The following is a 17,335-nucleotide window of genomic DNA, read 5'->3' on the forward strand; positions in this document are numbered from 1 at the left end:
ACTTAAACAAGAGTGCTCAAGATGAGCAGTTTGTGCGGTACGGTCGTTTCATGGCGACGGCAGACCTGAGCGCCCCGGCCCTCACCGGTATCCGGCGGTTGTCGGCACTGGACACCGTCCGTGCGCGCATCGCGCTCGCGGTGGAGCTCGGCCTGCTGAAGCCGGGCGAGCGCCTGCCCGCGAACGCCGAGATCGCGCGGGCGTTGGGCGTCGCGGAGATCACGGTGCGAAGGGCTCTGGAGTCCCTGGTCGGCGACGGCCTGATCGAACGCCGCCGCGGCCGGGGCGGCGGGACATCGGTGGCCGCGGACCCACCGGCGGAGCGAGTCCGCGAGGTCGGCGCCTATCGCGAGTCGGCGGCGGAAGTCCGCGAGCTGATCGACCACCGCATGGTCTTGGAGTCTGGCTTGGTCCAATTGGTGGCGAAGCGGTCCCCGGACCTGTCCCGCCTGCGGACGTTGGTCGCGCGCATGGACTCGGCGAAGGGCTGGGCGGAGTTCCACGAGCTGGACGCGGAGTTCCACCGGACAGTGGCGGCGCCCGGCCCGGCGGCGGCGGTCGCGCAGTACGAGGTGGTGCTGGCGGAGCTGTACCGGTTCTACTTGCCGTACCCGATGGAGAAGCTGCGGGAGTCGAACCGCGACCACGCGAAGCTGGTGAAGGCGTTGGCGGCGGGCGACCCGGACGCGGCGGCGCGGGTGACGAGGAAGCACGTGCGCGGCCTGCACCAGACGATGTTCGTCGGCCTCGGCTGAGCGGTGGCCGGAAACCGGCAACGCGGTGGTCAGGAGGGGCCGGGGTGGTGATGGCCGGAAACCGACCATGCCGTGGTCGGCAGGCCTGGGCCGGGTGATGGCCGGAAGTCGGCCATGGCTCGTGTCGACGATGGCCGGAAGGCGACCGTGCCGTGGTCAGGAGGGCGCGGGGCGGTGATGGCCGGAAGCCGACCGTGCCGTGGTCAGTAGGCCGGGGCCGGGGGATAGCCGGAAACCGGCCATGGCTCGTGCCGATGATGGCCGGAAACCGACCACGCCGTGGTCAGCAGGCCGGGGCCGGGTGATGGTCGGAAGCCAGCCGTGGCTCGTGCCGATGATGGCTGGAAGCCGACCACGGCTCGGCTGCCCGGTCGCTGGTCGGCCGGGCTTGGTCAGCGCGACGAGGCGATGGTCGACAACCGACCACGGCGCGGCCGGAGAGCGATGGCCACTCGGCGGTGACCATCGGCTGATCGGCCGATCTCCGGCCACCCCCGCCCCGGCAGCCTGAGCCCATGTCGATCATCCGGTTCGCCGTCCCACTGCTCGCCGCCGTGGCGCTCGTTCCCGCTGTCCCGGCCGTCGCCGCCGCGGAGGGGCTCTCCTGGCAACTCTGCTCCGCCGTCGCAAAGGGCTGGGACTCCGATGACCAGCGCACCGAATGCGCCCTCGTGCCCGTCCCGCTCGACTACGCCGACCCGGCTGGCCCGAAAATCGACATCGCCGTCAGCCGCATAAAGGCGACGGGCGCGAAGACCGGCGTCGTCCTGCTGAACCCCGGTGGGCCCGGCCAGTCCGGCCTGGCCATGCCGCGCAGCATCGCCGACAGTCACGCCGGCGGCATCGGCGTGCACCACGACCTCGTCGGTTTCGACCCGCGCGGCGTCGGCTACAGCGCCGACCTGCCGTGCGACGTCGACTTCCCGGAGCCCGTCCCCGACAAGGACAAAGCCCGCGAAGCCGCCGAGCGCGCGGCCGCGGCGAACCAAGCCTGCGTCGCCGCGCACCCCGACTTCGTCCGGAACCTGACCACGCCGGCCATCGCCCGGGACATGGACGCGATCCGGCAAGCCCTCGGCGAAGACAAGATCGGCTACTACGGCGTCTCCTGGGGCACCGCCCTCGGCGCGCAATACCGGTCGCTCTTCGACGACCACGTCGACAAGATGCTGCTCGACTCCGTCATGCCGCCCGAGCTGAGTGTCACCGAAATGGACGACGACCAGGCGACCGCCGGCGAGAACACCTTCCACGAGTTCGCGTCGTGGATCGCCCGCTACGACGTCGTTTACCACTTCGGGACCACCGAGCCCGTCGTCGCGAAAGCGCTGCTCGACTTGCGCGACCGGCACGGAGCCACCGTCAACGGCATGCTCGCCAACCCGCGCCGCGAGTGGGCCGGCCTGGCGAAGCAACTCGCTGCCATCCGCGACGGCGGCACCGCCGAGAGCCGGAAGTTGACCACGAAAAGCTGGGACGGCGAGCCGCAAGCGTTCAACCACTTCCAGCAGACGGCCCTGCTCTGCAACGAGTCGCCGAGCCCCCGCGACTTCGACACCGTCTGGCAGCACCGCCTCGACCGGATGAACCGGCTCCCCGTCGCGGGCGGCTACGGCCTCTACGAACAGCTCTGCGTCGGCTGGCCGCTGGCCGCCCGGCCGTGGTCGTTCGAAAAAGGGACGAGCCCGCTGCAGCTCGTCGGTCACCGCTACGAGCCGGTCACGCCCATCGGCTGGGCGCTGCGGATGCAGAACGAGATCGGCGGCACGCTCATGACCGTCGAGGACGACGTCCACGGCTCCCTGGCTTCGCTGCCCTGCGCCGACGCAGCTGTCACTTTCTTCGACACGGGTCAGGCGACGGCGAAGTCCTGCCCGGGCGCACCGACGTGACTCAGCGGGCGCGCAGCTGGTCGCGGACCTCCATCAGCGCGAAGCCGAGCAGGTTCAGCCCGCGCCAGTAGTCGGGCTTGGTCGCGTTCTTCTCCTCGCGCGCGAGACCGGAGCCCCACACGAGGTCCTTCTTGGACGCCTCGACGAGCACGGCGTCGCCGGTCCCCAGGAGGAACCGGCGCAGGTCGCGGTGGGCCTTGAACTTGGCCAGGTTGCCGTCGACGACGATGTCGAACCGGTGCCGCTCCCAGGTCGCCGCGTCGAACCCGGCGACCTCGCGGCCGAGCACCTTCGCGGCCTTCGGGTCGGGCGTCGACCGGATCAGCTCGGCCTTCTCGACGTCACCGAACAGCAGCGCCTTGCCCGCCATCATGTAGTGCTCGGCGGTGGGGTAGCGAACGCCGTCGGCCTCGAACGGGTCGACCCACCACTGGCTCAGGCAGCTCGCCGTGACCCGGCCGGACTTCGCGGGCGCGTGCCCGTAGAACAGCAGGTATTCGGGCTCCGCACCCTCGTGGACCTTTTCGCGCAACGCCTCGACACTGCGGACACCGTCGACCTTCACCATCCGCCTAGTGGACCACGCGGTCAGAGCAGGAAGTGGAACAGGGGGCTGCCCGGCTCGATCCGCTCCACCTGCAGCGGGCTCGCGTCCATCCGCGCCAGCAGTCCCGGCAGGTCGGCCGGCCGGGCGATTTCGATGCCGACCAGCGCCGGGCCCATTTCGCGGTTGGTGCGCTTGACGTACTCGAAGCGCGTGATGTCGTCCTCGGGGCCGAGCACCTGCTCGAGGAACCGCCGCAGCGCGCCCGGCTCCTGCGGGAACCCGACCAGGAAGTAGTGCTTCAGCCCTTCGTGCATCAGCGAGCGTTCGAGGATCTCGCTGTAGCGGCTGACGTCGTTGTTGCCGCCGGAGACCACCACGACGACGGTCTGCCCCGGCTCCACCCGGACGACCGAGCCGAGCGACGCCGCGGCGAGCGCGCCCGCGGGTTCGGCGATAATGCCGTCGGACTGGTACATCGCGAGCATCTCGGTGCAGATCGCGCCCTCGGCGACGGCGGTCAGCTCGGCGCCGCTCTCGCGGACCAGCGGGTAGGTGACCGCGCCGGCCTCGCGGACCGCGGCGCCGTCGACGAACGTGTCGAGCTCGGGCAGCCGCACCGGCCGGCCCGCTTCCAAAGCCGCCGCCATGCACGCCGCGCCCGCCGGTTCGACGCCGACGACCCGGACGTCCGGGTGCCGTTCGCGCAGCCAGCTGCCGACGCCGGCGAGCAGGCCGCCGCCGCCGACCGGGACGACCACGACGTCCGGCACGAACCCGAGCTGGTCGATCACCTCCAGCGCGACCGTGCCCTGGCCGGCGACCGTGCGGACGTCGTCGAACGCCGGCACGAGCGTCGCGCCGGTGCGCTGGGCGTCCTCGTTGGCCGCGGCGAAGGCGTCTTCGTACGTCTCGCCGACGACGATGACCTCGATGTGCGCGCCGCCGAGCGTCGCGATGCGCTCGCGCTTCTGCCGCGGCGTGGTGCCCGGGACGTACACGCGGCCGTCGGCGCCCAGGCGGCGACACGCGTACGCGACGCCCTGGGCGTGGTTCCCCGCACTGGCGCAGACGACCCCGAGGGCGCGGGTCGGCTCGTCGAGCTGGACGATGAAGTTGTACGCGCCGCGGATCTTGTACGACCGGACTGTCTGCAGGTCTTCGCGCTTCACCCAGACCTGGGCGTCCACCCGGGACGACAGCCGCGCGCTCGGCTCCAGCGGCGTGCGGGTCACCACCCCGGCCAGCCGCTCGGCGGCCTTTTCGATGGTCGCCGCGGTCACCGTGTCGATGTCGTGCACCCCGATGAATCTACGACTCGCGCGCGCCGGGCAACCGTCCGGGCCTCCGGGCGCATCAAAGGGGTGACGAACACGATGGGGGTTCCATGGAGGCGGGCTTCACCGACTACGTGACGACACGGGCCGGCTGGCTCCGCAAGGTCGCGTACCTGCTCTGCGGCGACTGGCACCGGGCCGACGACCTGGTCCAGACGGCGATCACCCGGCTCTACGCGAACTGGCCGCGGGCCGCCCGGGCGGACAACCTCGACGGCTACGCGCGCCGGACGCTGGTCAACGCGTTCCTCGCCGAGCAGCGGACGTCGTGGTGGCGCCGCGTCGACCTGCGGGGCGCCGACCACGAGCGGCCGGCGCCCGGTTCGGACGTCGAAGCGGCGCTCGACCTGCGGGCCGCGCTGGACCGGCTGCCCGCCCGCCAGCGCGCGACCGTCGTCCTCCGCTACTTCGGCGACCTGCCGGTCGCGGACACCGCACGAGCGCTCGGCTGTTCCGAAGGCACCGTCAAGAGCCAGACCGCGAAGGCCGTGGAAACGCTGCGCGAGCTGCTGGCCGACCCCATCCGGGAGGGACGAGCATGACCGACCACGAGCTGGCCACCCAGCTGAAGGAACTCGCCGACACGCCCGCGCCGCCGCCCCGGATCGACCTCGACCGGGCCCGCCGGCTGGGGGGACGTCGTCGTCGCGCGCGGACCACGGCGCTGGTCGTCGGCTGCGCCGCGGTGGTGACGGCGGCGGGCCTGACGGCCGTGTCGGTGTTCCGGCCCACGCCACCGCCCGCGCCGCCCGCCGTCCTGCCCACGCCCGTGCCCGCACCCGCCGCGCCGGCGCCCACCGACAATCCGCTGGTCGCGAAGGCGAGTTTCGGCTGGCTGCCGGAGGAGATCACCGGCATCGAGTACGCCGCCGGCGGACACGGCGACACGGTCCTGGCCATCGGCCGCGGTGACCTGGCCCCGATGATCTGGCTGTCGGTCTACGACCGCGAACCGCCCGCGCCGCGCAACTTGAGCGGCACGCCGCACCAGGTCCCGCAGAAGGTCGGCGACCGCGACGGCCACTGGGTGACGGCGGACTCGAACGACCCCCTCAACCACGGCGACAGCTACCTGCGCTGGCCGACCCCGGACGGGCGCTGGGCCCAGCTGCACACGTACTACCTCGCCCGGCCCGACTTACAGCAGGTGCTGGTGCGGGTGGCCGAAGGGGCGACGTTCGCGACCCGGGGGGTGCCGCTGCCGCTGCGCATCACGAGCCTGCCGCCGTCGTTCCACCTGTCCGACGCCTACACGTCGCGCCGGCCGGACCAGGACAACGTCCCCTGGAAGCTGGTGCTGCAGTACTCGGCGAACGGGGCGCTGGTGACGATCAACGTCGCCCCGCCCGGCGCGAGCAGAAAGGACGGCCTCGGCGTGCCGCAGTGCGTGAAGAAGAACGGACTCGAAGCCTGTGTCGGGATCGACAAGGAAAAGGCCGCCGGCATCACGGCGAAGGAGCTGCTGAGCCGGATCACGCTGCTCGGCCCGGACGAGTCGAAGTGGACGACGCACGTGGTCAGCCCTTAGGCACCGCCGGGTAGGGGACGAAGGTGCTGGTGTTCTCGTCGACGGTGAGCTGCTTGCCGATCGTCGGGAAGGCGCGCTGGGAGCAGGCCGGCCGTTCGCAGACTTTGCAGCCCATCCCGATGGGCGTCGCGGCGGCCGGCTCGTCCAGGTCGAGGCCGGTCGAGTAGACGAGCCGGCCGGCGTGGCGGAGTTCGCAGCCCAGGCCGACGGTGAACGTCTTGCCCGGGCTGCCGTACCCGCCGATGTTGCGCGACACCGTGCGCGCGATCCAGAAGTAGCTCTTGCCGTCCGGCAGCGTCGCGATCTGCGTCAGGATCTTCCCCGGCTGGGTGAACGCCTCGTAGATGTTCCACAGCGGACAGGCGCCGCCGACCCGGGAGAAGTGGAAGCCGGCCGCGGACTGGCGCTTCGACATGTTCCCCGCCCGGTCCACCCGCACGAACGAGAACGGCACCCCGCGCTGCTTCGGGCGTTGCAACGTCGACAGCCGGTGGCACACGGTCTCGAAGCCGACGCCGTAGTGGTCGCACAGCCGCTCGATGTCGTACCGGAACCGCTCGGCGGTGGCCAGGAACGGTCCGTAGGGGAGGATCAGCGCCCCCGCGAAGTAGTTCGCCAGGCCGACGCGGGCCAGCGAGCGCGCGGCCGGGCCGGAGAACGCCCACGAGTCGGCCAGCTCGGTGATCAGGTCGTCGTACTCGAGCAACGCGATCTGCGAAGCCATGCGAAACGCCTGCTGCCCGACCCGCAGGCTGGGCGCCAGCCGCAGCACGCGCGTCACCGGCTCGTAGCGGTGCTGCTGACCTGCGGATTCGTCGATCCCGTCGCTGGTCACCTCGACGCCGTAGCGCTGCCAGAGGCGTTCCTTGAGCGCGCCGAGCACCTGGCCGCGCTGCAGCGGGATGTCGGCGGCCATCTTCTCGGCGCGCTCGTCGAGCTCGGCGACGTAGTTCTCGCGCTCGTAGAAGAAGTCGCGGACCTCCTCGTGCGGCAACGGCGCCGCCGCGCTCCCGTGCAGGCCCAGGCCGTTTTCCGTGGTCAGCGCGGCCGTGCTCTCGACGGCATTGCGGTAGCTGCGGTGCAGCTTGACCAGCGCCTGCGCGATCGCCGGCAGGTTCGTCGCCAGCTCGTTCAGCTCGCTGGTGGTGACGTCGACGCCGAGGGCCTCGTCGAGCAGGGCTTCCTTGACGTCGGCGACCAGCCGGGACGTGTCGTTGTTCGCGAAGAACTCGGTGTCGACGCCGAACGCCTGCGTGATCCGCAGCAGCACCGGGACGGTCAGCGGGCGCGAGTTGTGCTCGATCTGGTTGAGGTAGCTGGGTGAGATCTCCAGCACACGAGCGAGGTCGGCCTGGCTCATCGCCCGGCTTTCGCGCAGGTGCCGCAACCGCGCTCCGGCGAAAGTCTTCTCCATTCGAGCCCTCTTCTCCGGAAGGTTTCCGGTCCTGAACGGTTACGTGAACGGTCAAGAACGCGAATTTTCGAGCAGTTGCGAATCGACCGATTCGCAACCTTTGCAAGGAGCCTACGGACCCTTCGCACAAATTGGCAACTTGGACAGCTGGACCGGATTTTCCCTGCCATGCGAGGGTCAGATCAGGCAAGGCGAGCAATCGCAAACTTCGCAACACCGGGAGAACCGATGACGGAACAGGCCAAGCAGGCGGCCGCGGAGCTGGCGGCGCAGTGGGCGAACGACCCGCGCTGGGCGGGCGTGCAGCGCTCCTACTCGGCCGAAGACGTGATCAAGCTGCGCGGCAGCGTCGTCGAGGAGCACACCCTGGCCCGCCGCGGCGCGGAGAAGCTGTGGAACCTCCTGCACACCGAGGACTACATCCACGCGCTGGGTGCGCTGACCGGTAACCAGGCCGTGCAGCAGGTCCGCGCGGGCCTGCAGGCCATCTACCTGTCCGGCTGGCAGGTCGCGGCCGACGCCAACCTGTCCGGCCAGACCTACCCGGACCAGAGCCTCTACCCGGCCAACTCGGTGCCGGCCGTGGTCCGCCGCATCAACAACGCGCTGGGCCGCGCCGACCAGATCAACTGGGCCGAGGGCAACACCGACATCGACTGGTTCGCCCCGATCGTCGCCGACGCCGAGGCCGGCTTCGGTGGCCCGCTCAACGCGTTCGAGCTGATGAAGGGCATGATCGCGGCCGGCGCCGCGGGCGTGCACTGGGAAGACCAGCTCGCGTCCGAGAAGAAGTGCGGCCACCTCGGCGGCAAGGTCCTCATCCCGACCAAGCAGCACGAGCGCACGCTGAACGCCGCGCGGCTCGCCTCCGACGTGCTGAACGTGCCGACCCTGGTCGTCGCACGCACCGACGCGCAGGCCGCGACGCTGCTGACCAGCGACGTCGACGAGCGCGACCAGCAGTTCCTGACCGGCGGCCGCACCGCCGAGGGCTTCTACGAGGTCCGCAACGGCATCGAGCCCTGCATCGAGCGCGGCCTGGCCTACGCCCAGTACGCCGACCTGCTCTGGATGGAGACCTCGGAGCCCGACCTCGAGGTGGCGCGCAAGTACGCCGAGGCGATCAAGGCGAAGTTCCCGGACCAGATGCTGGCGTACAACTGCTCGCCGTCGTTCAACTGGAAGAAGCACCTGGACGACGCGACGATCGCGAAGTTCCAGCGCGAGCTCGGCCACATGGGCTACAAGTTCCAGTTCATCACGCTGGCCGGCTTCCACGCGCTGAACTACTCGATGTTCGACCTGGCGCACGGCTACGCCCGCGAAGGCATGACCGCCTACGTCGACCTGCAGGAGCGCGAGTTCGCTTCGGAGAGCCGCGGCTACACCGCCACCAAGCACCAGCGCGAGGTCGGCACCGGCTACTTCGACAACGTCGCGACGGCGCTGAACCCGGAGAGCTCGACCACCGCGCTCAAGGGCTCCACCGAAGAGGCCCAGTTCCACTGATCCCGGCCGCGGCCTGACGGCGGCACCCCCTCCCGTCGTCAGGCCGCGTCCCTCCCCTTCTTTCCTTCCCTGCACAGCTCGTGGAGGCACCCCATGGTTGATCGGCTGAACTACCGCATCGAGGTCACCGGGCCGGTCGAGGGCCGGTTCGCGGAGATCCTGACCCCGGCGGCACTCGACTTCCTGGCCAAGCTGGACAACACGTTCGCCGGCCGCCGGCGCGAGCTGCTCGACGCCCGCCGCACGCGGCGCGAGGAACTGCAGTCCGGGGAGAAGCCGCTGGGCTTCCTGCCGGAGACCCGCCGGATCCGCGACGACAAGTCCTGGCAGGTCGCCCCGACCGCGCCGGGTCTGGAGGACCGCCGCGTCGAGATCACCGGCCCGACCGACCGCAAGATGACGGTCAACGCGCTGAACTCCGGCGCCAAGGTGTGGCTGGCGGACTTCGAAGACGCGACGTCGCCGACGTGGCACAACGTCATCGACGGCCAGCTCAACCTCTACGACGCCATCCGCCGCAACATCGACTTCACCACCGAGGCCGGCAAGCGCTACACGATCGGCGACGAGCCCGCGACGATCGTCGCGCGTCCCCGCGGCTGGCACCTGGTGGAGAAGCACATCCGCATCGACGGCCGTCCGGTCTCGGCGAGCCTGGTCGACTTCGGCCTGTACTTCTTCCACAACGCGCGCCAGCTGCTGGCCCGCGGCGTCGGCCCGTACTTCTACCTGCCGAAGCTGGAGAACCACCTCGAAGCGCGGCTGTGGAACGACGTCTTCCTGATGGCGCAGCGCGAACTCGGCGTCCCGCGCGGCACGATCCGCGCGACGGTGTTGATCGAGACGATCACCGCCGCGTTCGAGATGGACGAGATCCTCTACGAGCTGCGCGAGCACGCGGCGGGCCTGAACGCCGGCCGCTGGGACTACATCTTCAGCCTCATCAAGAATTTCGCCGCGCACGGCGCCGACTTCGTGCTGCCGGACCGTGCGCAGGTCACCATGACCGTGCCGTTCATGCGGGCCTACACCGAACTGCTGGTGAGCACCTGCCACCAGCGCGGCGCGCACGCCATCGGCGGTATGGCCGCGTTCATCCCGAGCAAGGACCCCGAGGTCAACGCGACCGCCGTCGAGAAGGTCCGCGCCGACAAGGAACGCGAGGCCGGCGACGGGTTCGACGGCTCCTGGGTCGCGCACCCGGGCCTGGTCCCGATCTGCCGCGAGGTCTTCGACGGCGTGCTCGGCGGCTGGCCCAACCAGCTCGGCAAGCTGCGCGAAGACGTCCACGTCACCGCCGAGGACCTGCTGGACGTGGCGAGCGCCGGCGGCGAGGTCACCGAAGCGGGCGTGCGCGCGAACATCAACGTCGCGCTGCGGTACGTCGACGCGTGGCTGCGCGGCACCGGCGCCGCGGCGATCCACAACCTGATGGAGGACGCGGCCACCGCGGAAATCGCGCGCTGCCAGGTCTGGCAGTGGATCCGCAACGGCACGAAGCTCGAGGACGGCACCGCGCTGACCCGCGAGCTGGCGGTCGAGTTCCTGGACGACGAACTGGCCTCGGTGCGCGCCGAACTCGGTTCGGAGAACCGCCTCGACGACGCGTACGAGATCTTCACCGAAACCGCGCTGGGCGAGAAGCTGCCGAGCTTCCTCACCACGGGTGCCTACGCGCGGTACCTCACGGACGCCCGGTAGCAGGGGCCCCGCCCGCCCCTACCTGACGAGGGGCGGGCGGATTCCACACTGTTGGGATGGTGTGGGTCCGGACCGACCCGGCGACGGTGGCTCCCCGTCGCCGGGTCGGTTCACGTTCAGCCCACCGCGTAGGCGCGGATCACCGTCTGCCGCACGGTGTTCCCGTCGTCGTCGGCCGCGCTTGCCCGCAGCGAGACGAACCCGCTCGCCGGGTTGCGGACCACGACGGTCCAGTGGCCGCCGGTCTTCAGCGCCGGCGCGGGGTGCCAGGTGCGTCCGTCGTCCGTGGACGTTTCGACGGACAACGTGCGCCCACTTCGCTCCACGACTGCCGGGAACGTAAAGACGCGGTTGCCCGGCGCGCGGTTGCGGACGTCGACCGCGGGATCGAACCGGACGGTGAGCAGCGGCAACGCTTTGCCGTCCGCGGCGGCCGACGAGCGGAACGTCCACTCCGCCGAGATGTCCGTCCACAGTGGCCACCAGTCGGCGTGCCGGTGGACGTCCGCGGTCAGCCGGTACGCGCCGTCGGCGTCCGGCACCGGGATCCTCGCCTGCGTCGGCGCACCCGACGGTTCGACGGGGATCGCGACGCCGTCCTTCGCAAGCGTCACGGAGCCCAGCTCCCCGAAATCGGGTGTGCGCGGATGCCCGGCGGCGTCGCCGAACATCGGCAGCCACACGTCGAAGACGCCGTCCTTGCGCCACGCCCACGGCCGCGGCTGCTCACCCGAGTGCGTCACGGTCAGCCCGCGCAGCGACGGCCCGGCGACCGCCTTGTTCCAGGCCAGCCGGTACTTCCGGCCCGCTTTGACGTCGAGGTCTTCGCTCAGTTCGCCGCGCAGCCCGGACGTCCACACCGCGTCCCACTTGCCGGGGGTGTAGTACTCGACGCGTTCCTGTTGCGCGGCAACGGGTTCGGTGTAGCCGTACCCGACCATCCGGCCGAAGAACCCGTACCCGGCGACGTACCGGACCTCGCCGGGCGCGCCGTCGTGGTAGGCCGTGCGCACCTCGGCGAGGTCGCGGGTCTTCGGCCGCTGCAGGCGGGGAACGCTCAGCTTTCCCTCGACGCCGTCGGCGAGTTCGTAGCGGAACTCCGGTGACGGACGGCTGACGACCGTCGCCGTTGCGCCGCCCTTCTTCGCCAGCTCCGTGAACCGTTGCGCGGTGACGCTCTGGCCGCTCCAGATCACCGGCAGGGTCAGCGCCGGCAGTCCGCCGCCGAGGACCGTGGTCGCGGCCGCGTCGCCGGACAGGTCGACCATGCCGAGCTTCGCCCCGGCCTTTTCGACGTCCGCCAGCCGCCGGTAGGCCTCGTCGACCGCGATGCCCACCGGGAACCGGACGACCACGAGCTTGCCGTGCGCGTCGATCTTCGCGAGGTCTTCGGGCGTACCGGCGCCGCCGGACACGACCGGGAGCGTGCTGGTCCCGGCCGGGGCGGCCGACTCCAGCCAGCTGCCCCGGACGGCGAACGGCTGCCCGTCGTCGGCGGTCAGCTCCAGGTCGGGCTGGGTGGCCCGGCGCGTCTGGCTGAAGGCGAAGGTCGTCGACGAAGTGCCCGGGACCGTCGCGGCGAAGGCCTCGTGGAAGCGCGGGTCGAGGTCGAACCCGTTGGAGAAGACGCACGCGCAGGCCGTGATCCGGCTCAGCCGTTCGACGCTGTGGGTGCCGCCGCGCGCGGCCGGGTTGTCCGGCTCGAGCGACACGGGCTTGGCGTCGCGGGCGTCGAAAGTCCGCGTGACGGCGTGGTCGAGGACCAGTTCGGGATGGGTGAGGAAGCTGTAGGACGGTTCCTGGCCCGGCCGCGGCGTTTCGATGACGCTGTTCACGACGTAGCGGCCGCGCGGCAGCCGGAAGGTGCCCGGTTCGCCTTGGGTGAGGGTGCCGGTGTCCAGGTCGACGATCGTCACCGGCGGGTAGCCCGTCGGCGTCCACGGCTTCCCGTCGCGGTTCACGAGCCCGACGGTCAGGTCGTACGTCTCGTCCTCCTGCCTGAGGGACAACGCCGTCCTGGTGCTGACGCCGTCGCCGCGTGCGGTGAGGATGCCGGAGAAGGTGCCCGGGTGCCCGTCCCGCGCGGGAAAGGTCAGTTCGACGGCGGTGCCGCCGCCCGCGGGCACGGTCACGGTCGCCGGGAAGGTCAGGCCTGCGACGGACGACTCGAGCGTCAGCGTCATCGGCGTCGCGCCGGAGTTGTACCAGGTCACGGCCGTTTTGCCAGTCATCCCATGATGGGGCCATGGGAGGAATACCGAGGCGCTGCCGGTGGCGGTGACCGTCGCGGTCGTCGCGCGGGCGACGTCGACGCGGCCGGTGCCGACCGCGGCCGGGCCGGCGTCGACGGGGGTGGCGGTGCTGGTGAGGGCCGCCTTCAGCCGGTCGGCGGTCCAGTCGGGGTGCTGCTGGGCGAGGATCGCGGCCGAGCCCGCCACGTGCGGCGACGCCATCGACGTGCCGTCCAGCCTCTGGTAGCCACCGCCGGGCCACGCCGCGGTGATCGACTCGCCCGGGGCCGCGACGTCCGGCTTGGCGGCGCCGTCGCCGACCCGCGGGCCCCGGCTGGAGAACGGGCTGCGGACGTCCTTTTTGGACACCGCGGCCACGGCGAGCGCGGCGTCGGCCGCCGCCGGCGTCGCGACGGACTCGTCCTGCCCGAAGTTGCCCGCGGCGACGACGAAGAGCGTGCCGTACTGGCGCGACAAGGTGTTCACGGCTTCGGACACCGGATCGGTCCCGTCGGACGGCCCGCCGCCGAGGCTCATGTTCACGACACGGGCGTGCGCTTCGGTCACCGCCCACTGCATGCCGGCGAGGATCTGGTCGAAGGTTCCGTGGCCGGAGTCGTCGAGGACCTTGCCGACGGCGAGTGTCGCGTCGGGTGCGACGCCCCGGTACTTCGCGCCGGAGCCGGCGATCGTCGACGCGACGTGCGTGCCGTGCCCGGCGCCGTCCTCGACGCTGCCTTTGCCGGTGAAGTCCTTGCTCAGCGCCACGTGCCCGGCCAGGTCCGGGTGACCGGCGTCGATCCCCGTGTCGAGCACCGCGACTTCGACGCCGCGGCCGGTCAGACCCGCTTGCCATGCCGCGGGCGCGCCGATCTGCGGCACGCTCTGGTCGAGGCTGGCGCGCATCTTCGCGTTCAGCCACACCTTCGCGGTGCCTGCCGCGAGCGTCGCGGGTTCCGCGACGAGCCGGTTCCAGAACGCCGCGGCGCCCGGCTTCGGCTCGTCGAGCGCGGTGTAGCCGAGCGCGGCCGGCCGGGCAGCCACGCCGGTCCGCGCGGCGATCGCCGGTCCCGCCTGGCGGACCAGCAGCGGCACGTGCGGCGCGCGGGCGTCGTCGTAGCCCTGGCGCAGCAGGCCGGTGACGTTGAACAGCTGCTCGTCGAGCCGCCCGGACCGGACCAGCCCGGCGGCGTCGCCGGGCAGGACGTACGCGTCGCCGCGGCGCGTGTACTGCTGGAACGGCACCGGCCGGTCCCGGCGGGCGGGCAGCACCCGCACGTCCGTGCCGCTGACGAGCACCTGGTCGCCGGTGACGAGCGTGATCCGGCTCGGTGTCACGGGTGGTGCGCCGGCGGCCACGGCGGCCGGCGCAGTGAACACGGCCGCGGCCGAGGTCGCCGCGAGGATCGCGGCGAAAGGTCGTTTCATGGGATGTTTCCTCACTGTCGTGGGTCCCTCGGCTGGAGGAACGGCCACCGCGTGCCCGCGGGTTGCCCGATTTCCGATCTCCGAGCAACCCCGGTGCCCGCCGGTCCCGTTGGAGAGGGTGTGGGGGCGACGAGGAGGAACGCGTGAAACGGTCGGAAGAGGCGGGGTTCCGCGACTACGTGACGGCGCGGATGGACGTCCTGCGGCGGACGGGGTTCCTGCTGTGCCGGGACTGGCACCTCGCCGACGACCTGGTGTCGATCACGATCGGCAAGCTGTACCGGCACTGGCCGCGGGCGCGGCGGATGGCGCACGTGGACGCGTACGTGCGGCGGATCCTGGTGCGGACGTGGCTCGACGAGAAGGCCCGGGCGTGGCGGCGCGAGGAGCCGGCGGAGACGCTGCCGGAGCCGGCCGTGCTGCCCGGCGACGACGTCGTCGAACGGCTCGGCCTGCTCGAACTGCTCGACGCGCTGCCGCCGCGGCGCCGGGCCGCGGTGGTGCTGCGCTACTACTGCGACCTGTCGGTCGAGGAGACGGCCGAGATCCTCGAATGTTCGCCCGGAACCGTCAAGAGCCAGACCGCGCGCGGGCTCGACTCGCTGCGCGCGCTCGTCGCCGCGAGCCTGAGCTGAAGGAGGGCCTGTGAGCAAGGAACAGTTCGACGCGGCGATCGGTGTCGTGCCGGTGTCCACTGTGGACGTCGAAGCGGTGCTGGACCGCGAACGCCGTCGCGCGCGGGTGCGCCGGGTGGCGGTCCCGTGGACGGCCGCGGGGGCGGGCGTGGCGGCGGTGGTCGTCGGCGCGGCTTTCGTGTTCGCGCCCGGTGACCCGGTCACGGCTCTGGTGCCGGCCGACACGCCTTCGGCGCCGGCGTCACCGGATCCGTGCGCCGTCAGTCCCTACCCGCCGCAGACCGGCGCGCCGATCCCGGAGAAGGCGGACGTCGCGGCGAACCGGCTCACCGGGGTGCTGATCGCCGCCGTCCAGCAGCGGGTCGCGGCCGGGACGAAGCTGCAGCCGCACGCCCAGGGCGAGTACCCGAAGGGGAAGCAGCACGGGCCGCTGGCCTTCTACCACGTGTTTTCCGCGCAGGTGCGGCACGAGAGCTCGTGCAGCGGCGGCGAGGACTACTTCATGGCCGCGGCGACGACGGCCGACGGCTCGCGCAAGGGCAACGTCTGGGCGATCGTCACCCGGCTCGGCGGCAACGCCACACCGGCCACCGAGTGCGGCCCGCCGCCCGAGGACACGCAGCAATCGTGCGAGCGGAAGGCCGGGCCACACGGTGAGACGATCGTCGAGGAAACACTCAGCTCTCCGGGATACGGGACAGCCAACCGGACGAACGTCACCAGGCCCGACGGCACGGGCGTCATGGTGGAGGCGCAGAACGTCGCCGACGACGCCAAGCAGCCTCACCCGGACGGGCCGGACATGCCGTCGCCGCCGCTGAGTCTCGCCCAGCTGACCGACATCGCGCTCGACCCCGGGCTGACGCTCTACCCCTGAGCCAGGAGGACCTTCGCGGCTTCGCGGGCTGTGCTCGCTTCGCCCGGGTTGCCGGTGATCGCGGCGAGCACGGTCGCGCCTTCGACGAGTGAGAACAGCTGGTCGGCGAGGGTTTCGTCGGAAACGAGACGACGCAGATAGGTCCGGACGTGGTCCTTGTGTTCGCGGATCGCCGCCGCGACACCCGGCGCCGGCTCGCCGAACTCGCCGAAGGAGTTGATGAACGCGCAGCCGCGGAAGCCGGGCTCGGTAAACCAGGTCCGCAGCCAGTCGAACACGGCGAGCGGGTCGTCGCCGCGGGCGTGGACGAATTCGCGCAACGACGCCCGCCACCGCTCGTCGCGGCGGCGGAGGTAGGCCTCGACCAGGTCGTTCTTCGCCGGGAAGGTCTGGTAGAGCCGTTTGAGCGAGACGCCCGAGCGCGCGCGGACGGCGTCCATCCCGACCGCCTGGACGCCGTGGGCGTAGAAGAGCTCCTCGGCGGCCTCGAGCAACCGGTCGGTCGCCTCCGTGGGGGTCATGGCACCTGCCTCTGGCGTGGAGAATGAGCGTTCTCTAGACTACCGGAGAACGTACGTTCTCCACTTCTCGAAGGAGCACCCATGAGCCCGCGTCCGCCGTTCCCGCCGTTCGACGAGGACACCGCCCGTCAGAAGGTCCAGGCCGCCGAGGACGCGTGGAACACCCGCGACCCGGAGCGGGTCTCGCTCGCGTACACGGAGGACTCGGTGTGGCGCAACCGCGACCAGCACGTCGTCGGACGCGCCGAGATCGTCAGGTTCCTGACGGCGAAGTGGGAGCGCGAGCTGGACTACGCGTTGCGCAAGGAGCTGTGGGGCTTCCGCGGCAACCGCATCGGCGTCCGGTTCCAGTACGAGTCCCGCACGGCCGAGGGCCAGTGGTTCCGCAGCTACGGCAACGAGCTGTGGGAGTTCAGCGACGAAGGCCTGATGCGGCGGCGCGAGGCGAGCATCAACGACGTGCCGATCGAGGCGTCGGACCGCCGGATCTTCGGCCCGCGCCCGGAGTCCGAGCACGGCGTCCTGCTGCCGGTCTTCTAGGCGGCCGAGCCGTCCCCGGTCCGGGGCGCACCGTGCGGGACGACCTTCACCTGGCCGGGCCGGGACTTCGCCGCCAGGACCGTGAAGCGCACGGTGACGGGCTTTCCCGCGCAGCGGAAGGAAACCGGATAGGTGCCGGGCGCGACGGCCGCGACGACGCTTTCGGCGAACAACGCCCACGACTGGTGTCCTTCGGCGTTGGGGGCCGGGGGTGCCGTGATGCGCAGCGCCTTGGTCGTGACCGGGCCGGCCTCACCATCGCAGGCGACGGTGAGTGAGACCTTTTCGCCGGGATGTCCGTTGTAGACGGACAGCTTGAGCCAGGTGGGCAGTGGTGGTGACGTGGTCTGCGCGGCGGCCGCCGGCGTGAGCGCGAGCAGGCAGGGGGTTGCCGGTCGAGATCCGACTGTGACGCTCGAGTCC

The 17,335-nt window shown here is 71.3% G+C and carries 15 protein-coding genes; 9 read left to right on the forward strand and 6 right to left on the reverse strand.

What is annotated here, in order from left to right:
* The first annotated feature begins 50 nt into the window (after positions 1–50).
* Both ABFJ78_RS26365 and ABFJ78_RS26370 read left to right on the forward strand, forming a co-directional pair.
* On the forward strand, positions 51–755 hold the full coding sequence (locus ABFJ78_RS26365) for a FadR/GntR family transcriptional regulator (RefSeq protein ID WP_436389103.1): 705 nt from the start codon (positions 51–53) through the stop codon (positions 753–755).
* Positions 756–1,270: 515 nt separating this feature from the next.
* Positions 1,271–2,647 (forward strand): alpha/beta fold hydrolase, encoded by a 1,377-nt coding sequence (locus ABFJ78_RS26370; RefSeq protein WP_436389105.1) that lies wholly within the window; start codon positions 1,271–1,273, stop codon positions 2,645–2,647.
* 1 nt (position 2,648) lies between these two features.
* Here the strand turns inward: ABFJ78_RS26370 and ABFJ78_RS26375 are convergent, their stop codons facing one another.
* Together ABFJ78_RS26375 and ilvA are read right to left on the reverse strand one after the other, a co-directional pair.
* Complete coding sequence (locus ABFJ78_RS26375) at positions 2,649–3,215, reverse strand: NADAR family protein (RefSeq protein ID WP_436389106.1); 567 nt, start codon at positions 3,213–3,215, stop codon at positions 2,649–2,651.
* A gap of 20 nt (positions 3,216–3,235) precedes the next feature.
* Positions 3,236–4,492: a threonine ammonia-lyase IlvA gene (gene ilvA / locus ABFJ78_RS26380; protein ID WP_436389108.1), complete on the reverse strand. Its 1,257-nt coding sequence runs from the start codon at positions 4,490–4,492 to the stop codon at positions 3,236–3,238.
* An 86-nt stretch (positions 4,493–4,578) separates the two neighbouring features.
* On the opposite strand from ilvA, the gene ABFJ78_RS26385 reads away from it, so the two are divergent.
* Both ABFJ78_RS26385 and ABFJ78_RS26390 read left to right on the forward strand, forming a co-directional pair.
* Entirely contained in the window at positions 4,579–5,070 is a 492-nt protein-coding gene (locus ABFJ78_RS26385) for a SigE family RNA polymerase sigma factor (RefSeq protein WP_436389109.1), read from the forward strand.
* Positions 5,067–6,056 carry a hypothetical protein gene (locus ABFJ78_RS26390; protein ID WP_436389111.1) on the forward strand — a complete coding sequence of 330 codons (990 nt, stop codon included), beginning with the start codon at positions 5,067–5,069 and terminating at the stop codon, positions 6,054–6,056. Before ABFJ78_RS26385 ends, ABFJ78_RS26390 begins: the two co-directional genes overlap by 4 nt.
* Here ABFJ78_RS26390 and ABFJ78_RS26395 read toward each other — a convergent pair.
* Positions 6,046–7,470 carry a short-chain fatty acyl-CoA regulator family protein gene (locus ABFJ78_RS26395; RefSeq protein ID WP_436389112.1) on the reverse strand — a complete coding sequence of 475 codons (1,425 nt, stop codon included), beginning with the start codon at positions 7,468–7,470 and terminating at the stop codon, positions 6,046–6,048. The genes ABFJ78_RS26390 and ABFJ78_RS26395 overlap by 11 nt on opposite strands.
* Before the next feature lie 228 nt (positions 7,471–7,698).
* On the opposite strand from ABFJ78_RS26395, the gene aceA reads away from it, so the two are divergent.
* Together aceA and aceB are read left to right on the forward strand one after the other, a co-directional pair.
* Positions 7,699–8,979 carry an isocitrate lyase gene (gene aceA / locus ABFJ78_RS26400; RefSeq protein WP_400903133.1) on the forward strand — a complete coding sequence of 427 codons (1,281 nt, stop codon included), beginning with the start codon at positions 7,699–7,701 and terminating at the stop codon, positions 8,977–8,979.
* 93 nt (positions 8,980–9,072) lie between these two features.
* Positions 9,073–10,680 (forward strand): malate synthase A, encoded by a 1,608-nt coding sequence (gene aceB, locus ABFJ78_RS26405; protein ID WP_436389114.1) that lies wholly within the window; start codon positions 9,073–9,075, stop codon positions 10,678–10,680.
* A gap of 116 nt (positions 10,681–10,796) precedes the next feature.
* Here the strand turns inward: aceB and ABFJ78_RS26410 are convergent, their stop codons facing one another.
* Positions 10,797–14,339, reverse strand: coding sequence for a S8 family peptidase (locus tag ABFJ78_RS26410; RefSeq protein WP_436389115.1), 3,543 nt, complete (start codon positions 14,337–14,339; stop codon positions 10,797–10,799).
* A 143-nt stretch (positions 14,340–14,482) separates the two neighbouring features.
* Between ABFJ78_RS26410 and ABFJ78_RS26415 the strand changes: the two genes are divergently transcribed.
* Together ABFJ78_RS26415 and ABFJ78_RS26420 are read left to right on the forward strand one after the other, a co-directional pair.
* Positions 14,483–14,974 carry a SigE family RNA polymerase sigma factor gene (locus tag ABFJ78_RS26415; RefSeq protein WP_436389116.1) on the forward strand — a complete coding sequence of 164 codons (492 nt, stop codon included), beginning with the start codon at positions 14,483–14,485 and terminating at the stop codon, positions 14,972–14,974.
* Between the two features lie 10 nt (positions 14,975–14,984).
* Positions 14,985–15,851 (forward strand): hypothetical protein, encoded by an 867-nt coding sequence (locus ABFJ78_RS26420; RefSeq protein ID WP_436389118.1) that lies wholly within the window; start codon positions 14,985–14,987, stop codon positions 15,849–15,851.
* On the opposite strand, the gene ABFJ78_RS26425 is transcribed toward ABFJ78_RS26420, so the two are convergent.
* On the reverse strand, positions 15,842–16,372 hold the full coding sequence (locus ABFJ78_RS26425) for a TetR/AcrR family transcriptional regulator (RefSeq protein ID WP_436389119.1): 531 nt from the start codon (positions 16,370–16,372) through the stop codon (positions 15,842–15,844). The two genes, ABFJ78_RS26420 and ABFJ78_RS26425, sit on opposite strands and share 10 nt — an antisense overlap.
* 81 nt (positions 16,373–16,453) lie before the next feature.
* Here ABFJ78_RS26425 and ABFJ78_RS26430 point away from each other — a divergent pair, with 81 nt between their 5' ends.
* Entirely contained in the window at positions 16,454–16,912 is a 459-nt protein-coding gene (locus ABFJ78_RS26430; RefSeq protein WP_436389121.1) for a nuclear transport factor 2 family protein, read from the forward strand.
* On the opposite strand, the gene ABFJ78_RS26435 is transcribed toward ABFJ78_RS26430, so the two are convergent.
* Entirely contained in the window at positions 16,909–17,085 is a 177-nt protein-coding gene (locus tag ABFJ78_RS26435) for a hypothetical protein (protein ID WP_436389122.1), read from the reverse strand. The genes ABFJ78_RS26430 and ABFJ78_RS26435 overlap by 4 nt on opposite strands.
* Positions 17,086–17,335: the final 250 nt, after the last annotated feature.

The sequence above is a fragment of the Amycolatopsis sp. MEPSY49 genome (assembly GCF_051337345.1).
Taxonomy (GTDB): Bacteria; Actinomycetota; Actinomycetes; order Mycobacteriales; family Pseudonocardiaceae; genus Amycolatopsis.

Bases quoted from the DNA above. Each gene is read 5' to 3' on its own strand.
- ABFJ78_RS26385 (WP_436389109.1), top strand. From the start codon at position 4,579: ATGGAGGCGGGCTTCACCGACTACGTGACGACACGGGCCGGCTGGCTC.
- ABFJ78_RS26375 (WP_436389106.1), bottom strand. From the start codon at position 3,215: ATGGTGAAGGTCGACGGTGTCCGCAGTGTCGAGGCGTTGCGCGAAAAG.
- ABFJ78_RS26425 (WP_436389119.1), bottom strand. From the start codon at position 16,372: ATGACCCCCACGGAGGCGACCGACCGGTTGCTCGAGGCCGCCGAGGAG.
- ABFJ78_RS26370 (WP_436389105.1), top strand. From the start codon at position 1,271: ATGTCGATCATCCGGTTCGCCGTCCCACTGCTCGCCGCCGTGGCGCTC.
- ABFJ78_RS26410 (WP_436389115.1), bottom strand. From the start codon at position 14,339: ATGAAACGACCTTTCGCCGCGATCCTCGCGGCGACCTCGGCCGCGGCC.
- aceA (WP_400903133.1), top strand. From the start codon at position 7,699: ATGACGGAACAGGCCAAGCAGGCGGCCGCGGAGCTGGCGGCGCAGTGG.
- ABFJ78_RS26430 (WP_436389121.1), top strand. From the start codon at position 16,454: ATGAGCCCGCGTCCGCCGTTCCCGCCGTTCGACGAGGACACCGCCCGT.
- ABFJ78_RS26395 (WP_436389112.1), bottom strand. From the start codon at position 7,470: ATGGAGAAGACTTTCGCCGGAGCGCGGTTGCGGCACCTGCGCGAAAGC.
- ABFJ78_RS26390 (WP_436389111.1), top strand. From the start codon at position 5,067: ATGACCGACCACGAGCTGGCCACCCAGCTGAAGGAACTCGCCGACACG.
- aceB (WP_436389114.1), top strand. From the start codon at position 9,073: ATGGTTGATCGGCTGAACTACCGCATCGAGGTCACCGGGCCGGTCGAG.
- ABFJ78_RS26365 (WP_436389103.1), top strand. From the start codon at position 51: ATGGCGACGGCAGACCTGAGCGCCCCGGCCCTCACCGGTATCCGGCGG.